This window comes from Thiomonas sp. OC7, from assembly GCF_900634595.1.
Taxonomy (GTDB): domain Bacteria; phylum Pseudomonadota; class Gammaproteobacteria; order Burkholderiales; family Burkholderiaceae_C; genus Thiomonas; species Thiomonas arsenitoxydans.
This window is the reverse complement of sequence record NZ_LR131953.1, coordinates 3,496,763-3,512,847: the sequence shown is the minus strand read 5'-3', so window position 1 is coordinate 3,512,847 and position 16,085 is coordinate 3,496,763. Positions and strand designations below refer to the sequence as shown.

Annotated in this window: 12 protein-coding genes and 1 pseudogene; 3 read left to right on the top strand and 10 right to left on the bottom strand. The window is 60.7% G+C overall.

Annotated features, from left to right (window positions below; translation table 11 throughout):
• Positions 1 to 35: 35 nt before the first annotated feature.
• The gene (istA, locus tag BIO17B3_RS16845; protein ID WP_156053322.1) at positions 36 to 1,628 is read left to right on the top strand and encodes an IS21 family transposase; all 1,593 of its coding nucleotides are present in this window, start codon (positions 36 to 38) and stop codon (positions 1,626 to 1,628) included.
• Positions 1,615 to 2,382: an IS21-like element helper ATPase IstB gene (gene istB / locus BIO17B3_RS16840; protein WP_156053323.1), complete on the top strand. Its 768-nt coding sequence runs from the start codon at positions 1,615 to 1,617 to the stop codon at positions 2,380 to 2,382. The genes istA and istB overlap by 14 nt, the downstream gene beginning before the upstream one ends.
• Here istB and BIO17B3_RS16835 read toward each other — a convergent pair whose 3' ends face one another.
• The 3 genes from BIO17B3_RS16835 to BIO17B3_RS16825 all read right to left on the bottom strand — a co-directional run bounded on the left by BIO17B3_RS16835 (position 2,383) and on the right by BIO17B3_RS16825 (position 5,796).
• On the bottom strand, positions 2,383 to 3,831 hold the full coding sequence (locus tag BIO17B3_RS16835) for a toprim domain-containing protein (RefSeq protein ID WP_232054326.1): 1,449 nt from the start codon (positions 3,829 to 3,831) through the stop codon (positions 2,383 to 2,385).
• A gap of 421 nt (positions 3,832 to 4,252) precedes the next feature.
• Entirely contained in the window at positions 4,253 to 5,521 is a 1,269-nt protein-coding gene (gene dmeF / locus BIO17B3_RS16830) for a CDF family Co(II)/Ni(II) efflux transporter DmeF (protein WP_156054885.1), read from the bottom strand.
• A complete protein-coding gene (locus BIO17B3_RS16825) occupies positions 5,518 to 5,796 on the bottom strand; it encodes a metal/formaldehyde-sensitive transcriptional repressor (RefSeq protein WP_041608988.1) in 279 nt (92 codons plus the stop codon). Before BIO17B3_RS16825 ends, dmeF begins: the two co-directional genes overlap by 4 nt.
• Positions 5,797 to 5,839: 43 nt before the next feature.
• On the opposite strand from BIO17B3_RS16825, the gene BIO17B3_RS16820 reads away from it, so the two are divergent.
• On the top strand, positions 5,840 to 6,412 hold the full coding sequence (locus BIO17B3_RS16820; RefSeq protein WP_013106274.1) for a TMEM165/GDT1 family protein: 573 nt from the start codon (positions 5,840 to 5,842) through the stop codon (positions 6,410 to 6,412).
• Positions 6,413 to 6,820: 408 nt separating this feature from the next.
• Here the strand turns inward: BIO17B3_RS16820 and BIO17B3_RS16815 are convergent, their stop codons facing one another.
• The 7 genes and pseudogenes from BIO17B3_RS16815 to BIO17B3_RS16790 all read right to left on the bottom strand — a co-directional run bounded on the left by BIO17B3_RS16815 (position 6,821) and on the right by BIO17B3_RS16790 (position 16,074).
• Entirely contained in the window at positions 6,821 to 11,161 is a 4,341-nt protein-coding gene (locus tag BIO17B3_RS16815) for an EAL domain-containing protein (protein WP_156054884.1), read from the bottom strand.
• A gap of 261 nt (positions 11,162 to 11,422) precedes the next feature.
• Positions 11,423 to 12,817 carry an HDOD domain-containing protein gene (locus BIO17B3_RS16810; protein WP_156054883.1) on the bottom strand — a complete coding sequence of 465 codons (1,395 nt, stop codon included), beginning with the start codon at positions 12,815 to 12,817 and terminating at the stop codon, positions 11,423 to 11,425.
• A 228-nt stretch (positions 12,818 to 13,045) separates the two neighbouring features.
• Positions 13,046 to 13,453 carry a chemotaxis protein CheW gene (locus tag BIO17B3_RS16805; protein WP_156054882.1) on the bottom strand — a complete coding sequence of 136 codons (408 nt, stop codon included), beginning with the start codon at positions 13,451 to 13,453 and terminating at the stop codon, positions 13,046 to 13,048.
• 176 nt (positions 13,454 to 13,629) lie between these two features.
• Positions 13,630 to 14,007: a CZB domain-containing protein gene (locus BIO17B3_RS19505; protein ID WP_232054367.1), complete on the bottom strand. Its 378-nt coding sequence runs from the start codon at positions 14,005 to 14,007 to the stop codon at positions 13,630 to 13,632.
• Between the two features lie 66 nt (positions 14,008 to 14,073).
• Positions 14,074 to 14,280 (bottom strand): annotated as a pseudogene (locus BIO17B3_RS19500) (methyl-accepting chemotaxis protein); the annotation flags it as partial.
• Positions 14,281 to 14,843: 563 nt separating this feature from the next.
• Positions 14,844 to 15,620: a YeeE/YedE family protein gene (locus BIO17B3_RS19380; RefSeq protein WP_013106278.1), complete on the bottom strand. Its 777-nt coding sequence runs from the start codon at positions 15,618 to 15,620 to the stop codon at positions 14,844 to 14,846.
• Between the two features lie 10 nt (positions 15,621 to 15,630).
• Entirely contained in the window at positions 15,631 to 16,074 is a 444-nt protein-coding gene (locus tag BIO17B3_RS16790) for a YeeE/YedE family protein (protein ID WP_156054880.1), read from the bottom strand.
• Positions 16,075 to 16,085: the final 11 nt, after the last annotated feature.

The window sequence follows — 16,085 nt, the reverse complement described above, 5'->3', positions numbered from 1 at the left end:
GTTACTTTCTCCCTCTCACCGCAGGGGGGCAAGGAGTGAACGTCTTGAAGCCGCATTTGCAAACAACGATCTGGACGCTGCTGAGGAACGACACCAGCCAGCACGAGATCGCACGCGTGACGGGGATCGATCGCAAGACGATCCGCGCCTACGCGAAGCGTTTTGCCGCCGCCGAACCGGCAAACTCCCCCGGGGTGGCCACCGACTCGCCAGCGCAAACTGCTCCACCCCGGCCACCGACTCCGACGACCACCTCGGTGTCGGCGTGCGAGCCGCACCGCGCGTTCGTCGAGGCGCAGTTGCGGCTGCAGCGCAACGCCATGGCGATCTATCAGGATCTGGTCGACCAGTACGCGTTCACCGGCGCCTACAACTCGGTCAAGCGCTTCGTCGCCCGCCTCAGGAAGAAGCAGCCCGAGCAGTTCGACCGTCTGAGTTTCGTGCCGGGCGAGGAGATGCAGGTCGACTACGGCGAGGGCGCGTTGACGCTCGTGCCCGGCACCGACCGCTATCGCAAGCCAAGGCTGTTCGTGGCCACCCTGCGCTACTCGCGGGCCAGCTTCCGGCGCGTGGTGTGGAAGTCCAGCCAGCAGGTCTGGGCCGAACTGCACGAGCAGGCGTGGAGGTACTTTGGCGGATCGTGCCATTACGTCGTGCTCGACAACCTGAAGGAGGGGGTGCTCAAGCCCGACCTGTACGAGCCCCGGCTCAACCCGGTGTACGCGGCCACGCTCGCCCATTACGGCGTCGTCGCCGACCCGGCGCGGGTCCGTGACCCGAACCGCAAGGGCACGGTGGAGAACGCTATTCAACACACCCAGGCCACCGCGCTCAAGGGGCGCCGCTTCGCCTCGATCGAGGAGCAGAACACCTTCCTCGACCACTGGGAGCGCAAGTGGGCGGCCACGCGCATCCACGGCACCGAGCGCCGCCAGGTGAAGGCCATGTTCGAGGAGGAACGCCCGCTGCTGCAGCCGCTGCCGGTCCTGGGCATGCAGTCCTTCAAGGACGAGGAGCGCACCGTCTATGACGACTCCTGCGTGCGCGTCGAGCACTGCAGCTACGCCGCGCGCCCGGCGCCGATCGGCTCCAAGGTTCTGGTGCGCATCTTTGCCCGGCGCATCGAGATCCGCGACCTCGCCACCCAGGCGCTGCTGCGCAGCCACACCAAGGCCGAACGCCCAGGCACCGTTGTGCTGCCGCAGGACGAGCGCGTGTTCAACCCCTCGCGCGAGACACGCCGCATCCTGGCGCAGGCCAAGGACATCGGCCCCGACACGTCGCGGCTGTGCGAGATGCTGTTCGCCATCGAAGGCCGCGTTGGCCAGCGCAAGCTCTGGGGCATCGTCGGTCTGGCGCAGCGCTATCCCCGGCGCCTCATCGACACCGCATGCGCGACCGCCATCAGCGACGGCCTGCACAGCTACCGCCACGTCAAGGCGCTGACCGAGAAACTCGTCGCCGACGCGCTGGCGGCGCTGGACGTGCCGCCGCAGGCCGAACTGGCCCTGACCCAGGAACACGCCCTGATTCGCCCCGGTGACGACTACGCCGAACTGTTCGCGCGCAGCGCCGCGCAGGCACCCGAACCCACCACCCCGAGGAGATTCACGCATGACCATGAATGAGATCGATCGCGCGCTGCGCGAGTTGCGTCTGTCGGGCATTGCCGACACGCTGAGCACCCGCCTCATGCAGGCCCAGAGCACCCAGGAACCGTTCCTGGAAACCTTCGCCTCGATGCTGCAGGACGAACTCGACCGGCGCCGCTCGCGCCTGACCGAGCGCCGCTTCAAGCACTCGCGACTCGACGAGCGCCTGAGTCTGGCCGACTTCGATTGGCGCTTCAACCCCAAGCTGCCGCGCCAGGCCTGCTTCGAGTTGCACACCCTGAAGTTCATCAGCGAGGGAGCCAACGCCATGATCATCGGCAGGCCCGGCACCGGAAAAAGCCATGTCGCGAAGGCCGTGGCCTATCAGGCCACGCTGCAGGGCTTTGATGTGCGCTACGTCGAGGCCGACACCGAGTTCGCCAAGTTCGCACTGGGCAGCGCCGCCGAGCAGGCCGCACTGCTGCGCGGCTACGTCGCGCCCGATCTGCTCGTCCTCGACGACCTGTTCCTGGCACGCCGCATCGGCGACGCTGCAGCCGAACTGCTGCAGACCGTCGTGCACCAGCGCTACAAGCATCGTCGCTCCATCGTCGTCACCTCCAACCGCGTCGTGCAGGACTGGGGCAAATACCTCGGCGACGCCACCATGGCCACCACCATCCTCGACCGCCTCATGCACCGCGCCGCCATGCTCGAGTTCGACGGCAAGAGCTACAGGCTCAAGGAGGCCGCCGCTCGCATCGCCCTCAACACCACCGCCGACGCATAATTAACCCGTCCTGCACTGGGGGAGTTTGGGTGGCCACAGATGGGGGAATTTGAAGTGGCCATCAGGGGCCAGACCGGAGAACAGGGATTCCCGCTCGGCTTGATGCTGCGCGTTCAGGTCGTGCCAGGCCTTGGCGCGAATTTCGCGGGTGGGCTGAGCCGCTTCGCGCCAGGCATTCAACAAGGCGGCTTCTTTCTCTGCGTCGCTGACTTCCGCCACTTTTTGCTCTGGCTTCGGCTCCTGTTCGGATTCGACTTGCTCCAGGGCCGCGTTGAGGTCGGCGAACTCCGTTCGCTTCAAGTTCACAGCTTGCTGGACGGGGGCGGGTTCATCGGGGGCGGGTTTCTGCTGCGGTTCGATTTCGGCTTGTGGTTCCATCGGTTTCTCCTGCTTGAGATGGGGAGTGGGGGACAAGGGCTGACGCCCCTGCCCGGCGGATGGCGCGAGGCCCGGATGGCTGCGCTGGAAAATCCACGGCGGGACCGCGCGATCCAGGGTGGCGCGGATCGCGTCCGGGCCGCTGTCGCGGAGTTGGTCGCGGGCGTCGTAGCCGGGGGGTGTGACGCCGGAGGTTTTTTCGGGAAGGGCGATAGCGGTGCGGGCGCTGCCGAGGATGCGGGCGGCTTTGAGGGCATTGATCTGTCCTTTGTGGGCGGCACGCTCGCCGTCGTTGTCGGCGTAGAGGGTCATGCGGCCCTGCATTTCGTCATGCAGGGCGCGAGCCACGTCAGGAAGGTTCTGCGCCGAGAGCGCGGCGATGACGGGCAGTCCTGTGGCCTGATGGAGGGCCAGCGCGGTGCCGATGCCCTCGCACATCACGACATGCGGGGCGGTTTTGGCGGTCTCGAAGGCGCGCAGTGGCGCTTCGGCGTCCTGGCCGTCGATGGGGATGACGGCGAAGGCGCCCTGTGTCGGCGTACCCGCGACGAAGCGTTTGTCGGCAGACTGGCCCGGTTCGGTCCAGGCGATGCGCTGTGCGCCGACCCAGCCGGGCTCGCCCTCGGTGAGCTTGAGCATGGGCACGAGCAATTGCGCACTGTGCTGCCGCAGCCCAGCTGTGGGCAGTGCGGGGTTTTGAAGATAGGGAAAGTTCTGCGGCTCATGGCTGGCCTCCCAGCGCGCCAGGCTGTCGGAGATTGCGGCCATTTGTCGCTCAGCTTGTTGCCGCAGCCAGGCGACGCGTTCGGCTTCAACCTTTTGTTGTTCTACAGGCGTGCGTTCCCGCGCCAGCTCCGGGCGAAAGGCGATGGGTTTGCCCTCGGCCTTGAAGTTGGTCACCCAGCCGGTGCCGTCCTCGCGCAGCAGATAGGCTGCGTCGTTCCTGCCATTCGGGCGGTCGCCCACGTCGGCGCGGTGAATACGGCCATCGACCTGCAGACGCTGCGGGTCGATGTGCACATCCTGCAGACGGGCGAAGTCGAGAAACTGGGTGAGCTGGGTCGTGTCCATGCCCTGACTCTGCAGGGTGGGGACGGATGGTGCGGCGTCTGATCAGACCCGCCGTATTTCCCGCTTCAACCCGTCGTCGATTTCAATCGAAAGCCGCCACCGGCGGCGGCGTGTCGATCGGACGAGGCGGCGCGCTGGCGTTCGGGGTCGAACCGACTCTTTGGGGGACTGCTGATCGGCCTTAGCGCTCGGTCGGGCCGAGCGAAAGAAAGGCCGCTGTCGGCCATCTAATGCCGTTCGATGATTCTGGTGAGCCGCCATCTGACCATGGCAAACGAACTGCGTGCAGCGGCAGGCTTGAATTTCGGCGCTTTCCAATCGGCTCACGGCAAACCCGGCGCATGGCTCAAATCGGCGTCGGCGCTAATTCCCATCTAGGCGCGCAAGGGAAAGGGCCTCTTCCCATGAACACCCGGAACATCTAGCGCGTGACTTGAACGGTCACGTGGGAAAGATCGGAAAAGCGGGCGAGCAGGCGCTGGTAATGAACACAATCCCTTTCGCCGTCATGATTTTGCACGGCGAGGATCGCGCCCAAGTGGCCCGGGCCCAGGCGCCAGAGGTGCAGATCGCGGATGCTGTCACCCTGCGCCTTCACCAGCGTCGCGATGTCATGGCTAAGCCGACGGTCTGGATTCATGTCGAGCAGAATCGCACCCGTGTCGCGGACTAGGCCGAATGACCAATTGGCGATCACCAATGCCCCGACGATGCCCATGACCGGATCCATGAAATTCAAGCCGAAGAATTTGCCTGCGGCCAAGCCCAGGATCGCAAGGACGGAGACTGCCGCATCCGCCGCAACATGCACAAACGCTGCACGCATGTTGTGGTCTCGGTGGTGCCCGCCATGTGTATGGGGTATGGGTTCTTCGTAATGCAGCGTGGCGCCGAACGACTCGAAGCGCGCCCCGAGCTTCACGTGCAGGCTGAAATCGTGTGGCTCGGGAATCTCCTCGACTGACTCCCAGCAGTCACCTACGTCACGCAAGGCAAAGCGCTGCTCTTCCCCGCCGGTGCGCACCGTGGTTAGCATGACATCAGCCGCCCAAAGGGGCTGCGCACTCCCTGGCTCTTGGAGAGAGCGCACCCGGAAGCGCGGAGGAACCCCATCCTCGAAGATGCTCAACTGCAGGCGTCCGGCCGGGGTGTCAATAACCTTCGGCTCGTCGTCATGTGCATGACCGGAGTGGTCGTGCGCATGGCCATTGCCGTGGTGGTGACCATGGTCGCCGCCACTGAGCATCCAGGCGCTGACAATGTTTACTATCAGTCCGAGGAAGGCGATCGCGATAGCCTCGTTGAAACCAATGCGCACAGGATGGAGCAGGCGGTCGACGGCCTCATAGCCAATTAGCAGCGCGATCATCGCCAGGATAATCGCGCTGGAAAAACCCGCGAGGTCGCCGACCTTGCCCGTGCCAAAGCTGAAACGCGTGTCGCGCGCATGCCGTCGCGCATAGGTGTAGGCCACGGCCGCAATGAGCATCGCTGCTGCGTGGGTGCTCATGTGCAGGCCGTCGGCGATCAGGGCGAGGGAGCCGAAGTGCAAGCCACCGACGATCTCAACCACCATCACGACGCTGCACAGGGCGATCACCCACCAGGTTTTGTGTGCGTTTCGGTCGTGGCCCTCGCCCAGGAAAACATGCTCGTGGTCTGGTACGGCAAGTTGTGGAATGGCGTTCATTTGAAATAGCTCCTGAACACGTCAGCAAGCTCCTCGGCCGCGTCGGCAGCCATCGGATTCTTGCCCTTCAGCGGCTCGACAAGATGGCTCTGGATATGTTCCTGGACAACCTCGCCGAGCAGTCCATTGAGAGCGCCGCGGCAACCGGCGACGACATGCAGCACTTGCTCGCACCCGGCTTCCGACTCAAGTGCGCGCTCGATGGCGTCGACCTGCCCCCGGATACGACGCACCCGGTTCAGCAGCTTGGCTTTCTGGCGGATGGTATGGCTCATATCCCTATGATAGCCTACCCCCCTATCCGATAATGTTTAACGCATGCACCCTTTCCTCACATCAACCGTTCTGGTCGCCCTAGCTGAGATCGGTGACAAGACACAACTCTTGTCCCTGCTGCTGGCGGCCCGCTATCGCGCGCCCATTCCCATCATCCTGGGTATTTTGATCGCGACCCTGGCGAACCATGGGATCGCCGCCGGTGTGGGTGACATGCTCGCCCACACCTTGAAACCGTCGGTTCTGAACTGGGCCGTCGTCCTGTCCTTCGTCGTCATGGGGCTGTGGATACTGGTCCCTGACAAACTGGATGAGGAGAACCTGTCCAAACGCAGCGCGCGCGGCATCTTCCTGACGGCCGCGCTGTCATTTTTCCTCGCCGAGATGGGCGACAAGACCCAGGTGGCGACCGTCGCGCTGGCTGCGCGCTTCAGCGAATGGATTCCAGTGGTGGCTGGTACGACGCTGGGCATGCTGCTGGCGAACGTGCCGGCAGTGCTGTTCGGACACCGATTTGCGGATCGGCTGCCGAGCCGTTGGATCCATGCCGTCGCGGCCGTCATGTTCATCGTTCTAGGTGCACTCGCGTTGCGTACGGCATTACAGGCCCAGTAAGTAGCAGCAAGCTGACTCTCGACTCTACTGGCCGACGATCCGCTTTGACCAAGGTGCGCTTTATCGGTCAGAGCGCTGGACGTTCACTTTACGTAAATACTTGCAGGTGAAACACGAACTGCCCAATAGGCCAGCGTGGATCGACAGCACCTCTACGCTAGAAACGATGGTGGAAATTCGAAGCGTGCACAACACGAATGTCACCTATGTGTGACCTGAGCAGACGTATCGGTGCAATGGTCTGACTGATAGGAGGCTCTGGCCGATTTGCGGACACCCACGGGATCAAGTCCGGCGCATGGCCGGTGTCGGCCCGATACGGTCAATCTGTTGCTTGTTCCTCGAAATTCGAGATGTCGATGTTCTGTGCCCTGACGAGCGCCAGCTCCGATTTGTACCTCGACGAATTCATTGTTTGTGGTGCAAACGCACCTTCTCGACAAGCCAGGCCGTGAGTTTCTTGCTGGCTGCCTTTCGCACTTCTTCGTCTTGTGCTTCATGGATGATGGCGTGATAGGACTCAGCCTCTGCTGCCTCAGCACCGAGGCGGCTCAGATAGGCATTGAGGGGGCACGGTTCTGATCGATGCATTTGGTTCGGAAAGGCTCCGTGGGCGTCCATCCAGTGGTAAGCCAATGCGCCCAATGGCGTGGAAAACTGCAATGGTGCGGGATCCGAGCTGTTCGTTCTCCTGTGCATGGCGTGTTGTACCGCCCAGTCCTGCAACTGCTCACTCGGCATGGGGCGTGCGATGCCGTAGCCTTGACCGAATTTAGCGCCCAGCACCGTCACGGCCTCGATGATCCCGTCATTCTCGACGCCCTCGACCACAACTTCCTTCTCAAAATCTCGCCCGATCTGCACCACGGTGCGCACCAAAGTCAGTGCTTTCACCGGGTCGCGCTCGATGTCGAGAATGATGCCCTGATCGACCTTGATGACATCAAATGGAAGGCTGGCCAGCCGTTTTAGGCTGCTGAAACCAGATCCAAGGTCATCAATGGCAAACTGAACGCCCAACTGCCCCAGCCTGGATATCGCTTCGTCACGCAAAATCTCATCGACCTCTTGCGATTCCAGCAGTTCCAAGACGAGATGATGCGGCGCGATGGCGTGCTCACGCAAAGATTGCTGGATCCATTGCGTACAGTCCGGGTGCAAAAGCGTGGAAGGGGGCAGGTTGATGGACAGATCGATGTCCATACCTTGGGCCCGCCAATGCGCCAGCCGCTCCAAACTCTGAGACAGCCCCATGCGAAACAGCGCGTCCAAGTCAGCTTCGCGCAGCGCAGGCAGAAACTGCCCCGGAGCGATGACCTTTCCCTCAGGCGAAACCAGCCGAGCCAGCGCCTCGACCTTGCGCAAACGACCGTCGATCAGATCAACCACGGGTTGCACAAACATCCTCAAACCATCCGCGTAAAGCCATTGGCGGTACTGAGCGGCTTCACGTTGCCCGACAACAGGCGACCGTTTGCGCAGCAGATCGTCAACCAGATTCCAGCGGTTTTGTAGTGCGGCAAGAAAGGTGTGGCCCTGCTGCGTATCGAACTGGTTTGGATAGGCGCCGTAAAGGACCAGTACCGAGTCGGTCTGTCCAGCGCGCATCAACGGAATCGCCGCCATACTGCGAATATTCAAACGCGCTGCATACTCAACCCAGGGCGCCAAGCCCAAGCTGCTTTCGTAGTTTCTGGCCGTCAGGATCGATTCGTTACGCCATGCTTGCGCGGCCAATCCCATACCCGTCTGACTGTTCGCGTCCAACGATGGTTGCAACCTGGGCGTAGAGAGGACGTCGACGATTGAATCGGCAGCCTCTCCTGCACTGCCCTGCACCTGAAACTTCCCCATCGCATCTGGACGCAACAGGGTGCATCCACGCAAACCTGGTAGGGCCCCCAGGGCTTGAAGCTTGCCTTCAATCACGTCAAACCATGCCTGACCCGGGCGGGGCAACGGGCGGGCCAGATAAGCGTTGTAGGCGTTCTGTACGACCAGCATGGCATCGAGCTGGCTCTGCAGGTCGATTTGGATGCGGGCATCAAAGATCCGCTGCAATCGGCCGCGCTCCCGCGCACCTCTGTCGCTGGCGTCCAAGTGCCAATGCAGCAGGTCGCGATAGAGCTGCATCGAAACACTCAACCAAGACGATGCAACGCCAACCAACGCATGGACAGTGCCGAGATGCCTTCCGCGCTCCTGAATCTGCGCAGCCGTCGTCGCTGAGTCCAGCAGGAAACGCAAGTGTGCCGCCTGCCGGGACTTCAGCCGCGCCAACTCTTGGTCGTTCAGCGCGGAAAAAATGGCCGCCGTCTCGGCGCGTTGCGCGAGTTCGACATAGAAAGTCTCCACAAACTCTCGCTCGACCAACTCCAGCAGATCGTGGATCGGGTCAAGCAGCATCTGCGCGTCGGAGCCAAAGGGGTCAAATGGCGGCTCCGGCGCTTCATCCAAATGCTCCAGACTCACAAGTCCCCACCACTGGGTGCGCGAGGATTTGCGGGCTTTGATGCGATACATCGCAGCGTCCGCCAGGCGCAGGAGCGAGTCGGCGTTGCCACTGTCTTTTGGCGCCAGGGCCACCCCCATACTCATACCGACACTGGCAGAGCGTTCCTCCCCAAGGTCGAATGGCGTCTCGACGGTTTGATGGAGTCGCCCAAAAATGACGCTCAACTGCATCATGGCGTCTTCAGGATCGATATCTTCGATCACGAGCACAAACTCGTCGCCGCCCAGCCGGGCAATCAAGTCCGAACCCCGCGTGCACGCCAGAAGGCGCTCGCCGAGTTGTTTGAGCAGAACATCCCCCGTCTCATGACCATAGCGGTCGTTGACGGCCTTGAAGTCATCCAAATCGATCAGGCCGACCGCAACGGCACAGCCCAATCGCGACGCGCGGTCGATCGCGCGATCCAGATGTTGTTCCAGCGCTCGCCGGTTGGGCAAGCCGGTTAGCGGATCTGCGCGACTGAGTTGTTCCAGTTGCCGCACCAGGTGCTGGCGTTCTGTGACATCAACCACCGTCCAAACCACCAGGGTTGAGCCCCCAGGGTCCGATTCAAGTCGCCGACCGGAGATTGCAATGCAAGCCTGCTGACCATCGAGCCGCAAAATATCGAGCGCATCCAGGGTGACTTGCCCCTCCTTGAGTGCCACCCTTGTCGCCTGAACCATGCGGTCGTCCAGCAAAGAGGGGACGACATCCCCCACTTTGCGCCCCAATAGCTCTCGAACACTGGGGGCGCCGAAAATGCGGGCGACGGCCTCGTTCGCCTCGGCAATGATGGCCCCCGGATAACGGACCATCACCACACCCGCGACCGTATTGCCCAGCAGACAGGCGTGTTGCCGCTGCAGCCTGATCTGGCTATCGCGCAGATCAAGTCGATCGAGACCGTTAGACAGATCGTCGGCCAAATCCAGCAAGATCCGCTGCAGATCGGGAGTGACTGCCGCGGAATCCACGAAGTAAAGGTGCAACACCGCCCATACGGTTTTGCTGCGGCGCAAGGGCAGCGCGGCTCCGGCATTCAGGCCGAAGCGTTGCAGGCGTTCACGCCAAGGGCTCAGAGAAGCCGCGTGCTGTGCGTCACTCGTGAAAATCGCCCGATCTTCGCGCCAGGCCACACCCGCACTCCCCTGCCCCTCCGGCACCGAGGCATCGGAGCTGAGAATGAGATCGTTAACGTAATCGACTGCCGCACCGGCCTTGGCCAAAAAAACGAAGCGGCCCTGTGAATCGGGGCGACCAATCCAGGCCAGTGCAATGCCAGCATCGCGTACCGCGAGACGACAGGCTCTTTCCAGCAGATCGGACACATCACTGGCCTGTGCGATTGCTTGATTGATGTGCGCCAATAAGGCGTTGAACCTCGCAAAGCGAGCATTCTTCTCCAAAAGACGCTCTCTGCTGCGCAACAGGCGGCTGATGGCAAACGCCGCAAGAACGAAAAGGCCGAGAACAATAAGGCGCCCAAACAAACGCAACGCCAGCCCTTGGCGATAGAGCTGCCAAACCTTTGCTCTGGGCCAGGCCACCCTCACTGAAAGGGGCAACCCGTTGATGGGTTCCACGACACTGAGATCGCTCGAGTGGGCTGACTGCGGTACAGGCCCTGTCGTCGGACTTTTCATCAGACGACCATCGCGCTGATCCAGCACGCTCATCGTCCAGCCCTGGGGGGATAACTCAGCGAGCAGGGCATCCATGCGATAGGGCGTGCCAATGAAATACAAGGTCTGGCCGTGCGCATCTCGCATGCGATAGCGCATCGACACCACGTCGGCATGAAAGCGCTTGGCATAATGGTCTTGTCCCAGAAACTCATCGGGCCGACCAGGCAATGCCGTGAAATCCTCCGGGCGAAAGATCGGCTTAGTGGATTGCGTGTAACTCGACCAGGCGATACGTTCGCCATCGGGTGTCAGAACATTGATCGCGAGGATCTCAGGGTGATTTGCAACATAGCGTCGAAGCAGAGCCTGCGCCCGGGAGTCCAGCGCTTCGGGCGCTTGTTCGCCCACAATGGCCTTGGCGACAAAGGCCAATTGTTGAAATTGCTGCATCAGCCGCAGTTGGATCACCTGTCCCTCGGCCAAAGCGGCATGCCGGGCTTGCTCGCTCACCACCTCACGCGCTTCCTCGAAATCCAGCCGCTCCTGGTTGATAAACCAGATCACCGTGAATACGACGGGCAGCCAGAGCAGCACGCGAACCGCGGTTTTGCGCAGGGAAGCGTTCATCGGGGGTTGCTGCACGTGATCCCCGCGCTGAATGAATGCAGGCCAGTTCGTCGGCCGGAAATGAGAATGCGCTGCATGGATGAAATGAAGGAATGCCCTGCAGGGGCTACCGAGTTGTCTTGACGGGAGGTACGCCGAAGTTTGTAAAGTCGATCACACAATCCTACACAGGCCGTGATCTTGAAGATGTCACTCTTGTGATGAATTTGCGGTGGCGCCGTCTTTGGGGCGATGCTCCTTGACCCGGCAACCACCGTCATTTCATCTTGGAAGCGCCCGCATGACCAATTCGGCCTGAGCAACCAGGCTGCTAAAGCCCTCAAAACCCTCGGGAGTCAGGGGACGGCCAGAAGGTTTTCGGTCGGCATAAAAAAAGCCAACCGCTTTCTGGTCAATGGAGAACGTCCCTGTGAAACAGTCCAGGGTTTCACTGGCACGGGTCAAAAAATCCGGACTTGGCGTGTTGACGTCATGCCAGATAACCATCTGGGGTTTCAGCCAGGATTCCATCTCAGCCCCCCATTCCCATTGGAAGCGCTGCCGCAGGCTGTCTGTTGCGGGTCCAGTGGCCATCCTGGCTTGAAGTCGGGTCCGATCTGGAGACAAGAGGCAAAACACGCAGCGATCGAGACCGACCGCCCGGTACAACCCTTCCAGACAGGTTTCCAGCAATATGGGAAGGTCCTTTCGCGACGTGGCGACATGGCCCATTTCGGTGAGTACCCGCAACTGTTGGTGGATGACGGGCATGTGGAAATAGCCTTTCTCATCTGGGGCGAGTGTGTCCAGAATCTCCTCGCTGTGCTGTAGCTCTGCAGGAATCACTTGAGCCGCTTGGCGAGCTCCGAGTGCGGTCGCCAACGCGGCGGCTTCCGTCGCATTGGCTTGCAGGAATTCCAGCATTTCGGCGTCCGGGGTTTTGAGCAGCACAGCGATGTCGCGCGTTGTTTGCCGCGTCGCTGAGATCAACCAGCCCTGAGGAGAAGCCAGGCTGAGTTGGCGTGCCAAAGCGACTTCTGGGGAATCCTGAAGCACCGATGCCAGGCTCCAGTTTTGCAAAAGCTCGCGCCCCAATTGCGTCAGGGTGATCCCCAAAACCTTCAATTCGGCTTTGGCCGGTGCTGTGCCTGATTGCAGTTCACGCTCGAGCTGATCGGCCATCTCGTTTCCGAAACACCAGAACGCCATTTCACCAATGCCGCTCAGCAAGGCTTCGACGAACAAACGCTCCACGGCGTCCTTGTTCATCTGCTGGCGTCTGCCCAGGTCGCGTGCCTGCACCGCGGCATGCAGTGATCGGCCCAGCGCCTCTTGAACCCGGTGTCCGTACTGGGTTGCAGCGGAGAGTGTTTCAACCGTCAATGCAGAAATGCAGAGTGAGCGAATCGCATTGACCCCCAGAATGACAACCGCCCGGCTGACCGTGACGACCTTGGCATGGCCGCTATGGCCAAGGTGCGCTGCGTTGGCGGCGCGCAGCACCCGCGAGGTCAATGCCGGATCTCGCAGAATCACTTCGGCCATCTGGTGGCCTGACAAGACATCGCTGTCCGCTGCCGTCAAGACTTCTTGCAAGGTCAAACCAAAAGCAGGAAGATCTTTTTCTGCGATGGATCGGATCAGGCGCTGGCTGGGTAAGGTTGGAGCTGCGGGCATGGATGGCTAACTTGAACCGTAATAGGGATGCCCCCCAGGTTGAATGGCAAACCTGAAAGTGCAATCGATGGATTGAGTCCGTTTCAACTGAAGAACTTGCCGAGCGCAATCGTGACCGAGGTGGCCCCTGTCAGACCGATGGACGGGTTCTGGTTGCAGACTTCGTCGTAAGGCTGCATGCTGCAAGATTGTTAGACACTCCAAGGCTCAACAAAAAGGTCCTACGGCTCAGCACTGAGTTGTCCAAGTTATCCATCTGTCTCTTCCATTTCCTGCAAGCGCAGTGATTCGAAACGACGCGTCTCGTCTTTTGAATATCGGCACGTTGGGTGAAAACTTGAGAAGGTCTGTGCTGACGCCTTCATCAGAAGCTACCGGGCGTACATGGCTGATCTCGCTGCTCGGCGCTGACCATTCAATCTGACGCGGCTTTTCCGCTTGCTCCAGCGCAGCCATTTCCTCTGATGAGAAAACACGTCCTGGATCCAGCAAAGTGACAAAGCCCACTTTGTCCAGTTTGGCCATGCCGAGAATGAAGTCTGAATGCACTGCCGCTCCGAATTTTGGAGAGGGTTCGATTTCCGCTGCCTCGAGTTCCAATACTGCGTTGACGGCATCTACCAGGACACCGATCAATTACGCGTCTTGCTGCCCCTGAGTTTCCATCGGCAACAACTGGTTATTGACCGTCGGCTTCCAGAGCCCGCGAACCAGCGTTCTCATCCTGACCGGCCGCCCGGGCGGCCAGGATTCCGACGGCCGATTTCTGAGCTCTGCAGTCACGAAGAGTCGGGGGCGTCGCAGCCACCGCTTTATGCTAGCGCGGCCTCAATGTCGCGCACCAGCACATCGATAGCCTCGAGCGTGGCTGCCAGCTCACGGTCGATGTTTTGCATCAACCCTAACGCCCGGCGTCGGTCGTCGCCATGCAGTAGCGAAGCAAACTCGCGCACGAGGTCGTGCAGGCGGGCGTGCGGCGCTTCCAGCGCTCGGAAACTGGGCATTTGGCCAAGACTCGTCAAACGATTGGCTTCATACCATTCGCCTAAACCGCAGCTATGGTGCGTGGTCAGACCTTCGGGTTTAATCGTCGGCTGCTGGCGCTCCAAATCGCCCTGTACCCTGAAAACAAAGAGTTGATGCCCGCTTTTTGCGGCACGTAGGCTCGAAACATGCGACACGCGTCTCATCTGCATGACATTAGCGGTGGAATGTTCCAAGAGAACATGTGACGACTCGACCGACTGCATCGAGGCATGGCAGGCCGAGGCAATTCCGCTTGATACATCCCGAATTCCGGCAACAAGTTCGGTGATACTTTGTGTCGCAGCTTGTACTCGCTGTGATAACCCCTTGACTTCATCGGCCACGACCGCAAAACCTCGCCCAGCCTCCCCAGCGCGCGCTGCCTCGATGGCGGCGTTCAAGGCAAGCAGATTGGTCTGCGCAGCGATGGCACGGATATTCTGGGCAAGTGACGAAATGGATTTGACGTTATCAACCAGCGAACCCACGTGGTTTCTGTTGTCAATTTCACTCGTTTCTGTGGTGCGCAAGCCCTGCTCGACGCCCTCGATGATTGCAAAGATCTGATCTGCCGTTTGCCCTAGCACACGACCCGATCCGTTGACGATATTGATAACGTCCCGGGTAACAGTCTCTGCAAATCGGCGCGTGGTTAGATCAACAATCTGCATCAAACGCAGGTGTGGCGCGCTGGGCCAAGGCATGACGTGCACGCGGCAGGCGCGCGAACCGATCGTCAGTTCGGTGCTCACAGCCACGCGCGTCTGCTCTCCCAATGGATCACCTTTTGTTCCGGGAGCATCTGTTTCGGCAAGCCAATCTTGACGATTCCGGGACAGATCGATCCCAGCTAAGGCGGCAAAGTCTGCAGCGGCGGCGTTTTGGTCGCTTATACGCCAGCCCCCGCCTTCAATAGGTTCCAGTAAAAAGGTGGGCAGCACCCAGAGCGACAGATCGGGCGGTACTGATTCATGGATACGAGGCGGGGACAATGCGTTCATCAGGCGTGTTCCTTCTGGGTTAGTCGAGTCTGTATCTCTCTATCTCGCAACGCAACGATCTGGCCTACCGGGGGCATGTCCAAGCCGAGATAGGCGACCAAAATAGCGTGCGCTGCATCGCCTTCGCGGATTCCTGGGCGGAAATGTTTAACGATATAGCCGCGCGCCTGCTGTAATGATTGGCCGGGCTGCATCACCCAGCATCGATCTCCCACTTGCAACGGCGTATCGATGAGCACTGTGATCTGATGATCGGGACCTTGCCCAACGAGCTGAGCACGCAAAGGGCGTTGTCCCTCCTGCCCCAGGGGCAGGAGATCAAGTACCCGCTCTGGCTGCGGCGTGCGGGTGCGTTGATTCGACATGTACCGATTCCAGATTTCATAAGCGCCCATCCCCGCGAGCATGAACATGAAAAAAACCAAGCGATCGGGCTGAGCAGTCCCCAGGTTCACCAGTGCCGGCCCCGGGCAGATGCCACTTAGACCCCAGCCGATGCCAAAGATCATGCTGCCAAGGACCAGGCGTAATGTGATCTGAGAGGCCTTGGGCAGCTCCATCGGGCAATGCAGCAACACCGAGTCTTTGCGCCGCATGGCCAAGCGCATCGGAATCGTGTTAACGACAATTGCACCGAGCATCACAAAGGCCAGACTCGGGTCCCAGGAGCCTGCAATATTCAAGAATCCGATGACCTTCTCCGGATCAACCATGCCCGAAATAAGCAGGCCAAAACTGAAAAGCACACCGCAAACCATGGCAATCAGATTCATCATGGCAGGTACCTCAGATGATGTGATGTGTAATGAAGACTGTGAGCATGGCCGTACCGAAAAACAGCGCAACCGCCGCCAGTGAGCGCCGGGACAGGCGCGGAATACCGCACACCCCATGCCCACTGGTACAGCCAGAACCCAGGCGGGTACCAAAGCCGACGGCCAGGCCACCGAATGTGTAACCAAGCCACGGCATGGGCTGGTCGGCTCCGGCTATAGGGCCGCGTAGGCCGATCCATCCCACTGTGCCCAACAACACCCCCAGCAGAAAGGCCCAACGCCATCTCTGTGTGGGCACACCCTCGATCAGATCGTGCAAGTTGCCGCCGGCAATGCCACTGCAGCCCATGATCTTGCCACCCACGAGCGCCATGATGCCAGCAGCCGCTCCGATCAGCACTCCACCGCCCAGTGCGGGCCAGGGTGCGAACAATGCATGATCGATTTGAAACATCTTCTCCTCCT

What these genes read in the sequence shown, in the direction of transcription:
- BIO17B3_RS16835 (WP_232054326.1), bottom strand. Translation starts at nt 3,831, where the DNA reads ATGGACACGACCCAGCTCACCCAGTTTCTCGACTTCGCCCGTCTGCAG.
- BIO17B3_RS19505 (WP_232054367.1), bottom strand. Translation starts at nt 14,007, where the DNA reads ATGAGACGCGTGTCGCATGTTTCGAGCCTACGTGCCGCAAAAAGCGGG.
- dmeF (WP_156054885.1), bottom strand. Translation starts at nt 5,521, where the DNA reads ATGAACGCCATTCCACAACTTGCCGTACCAGACCACGAGCATGTTTTC.
- BIO17B3_RS19380 (WP_013106278.1), bottom strand. Translation starts at nt 15,620, where the DNA reads ATGATGAATCTGATTGCCATGGTTTGCGGTGTGCTTTTCAGTTTTGGC.
- BIO17B3_RS16815 (WP_156054884.1), bottom strand. Translation starts at nt 11,161, where the DNA reads ATGAACGCTTCCCTGCGCAAAACCGCGGTTCGCGTGCTGCTCTGGCTG.
- BIO17B3_RS16790 (WP_156054880.1), bottom strand. Translation starts at nt 16,074, where the DNA reads ATGTTTCAAATCGATCATGCATTGTTCGCACCCTGGCCCGCACTGGGC.
- istB (WP_156053323.1), top strand. Translation starts at nt 1,615, where the DNA reads ATGACCATGAATGAGATCGATCGCGCGCTGCGCGAGTTGCGTCTGTCG.
- BIO17B3_RS16810 (WP_156054883.1), bottom strand. Translation starts at nt 12,817, where the DNA reads ATGCCCGCAGCTCCAACCTTACCCAGCCAGCGCCTGATCCGATCCATC.
- BIO17B3_RS16820 (WP_013106274.1), top strand. Translation starts at nt 5,840, where the DNA reads ATGCACCCTTTCCTCACATCAACCGTTCTGGTCGCCCTAGCTGAGATC.
- BIO17B3_RS16825 (WP_041608988.1), bottom strand. Translation starts at nt 5,796, where the DNA reads ATGAGCCATACCATCCGCCAGAAAGCCAAGCTGCTGAACCGGGTGCGT.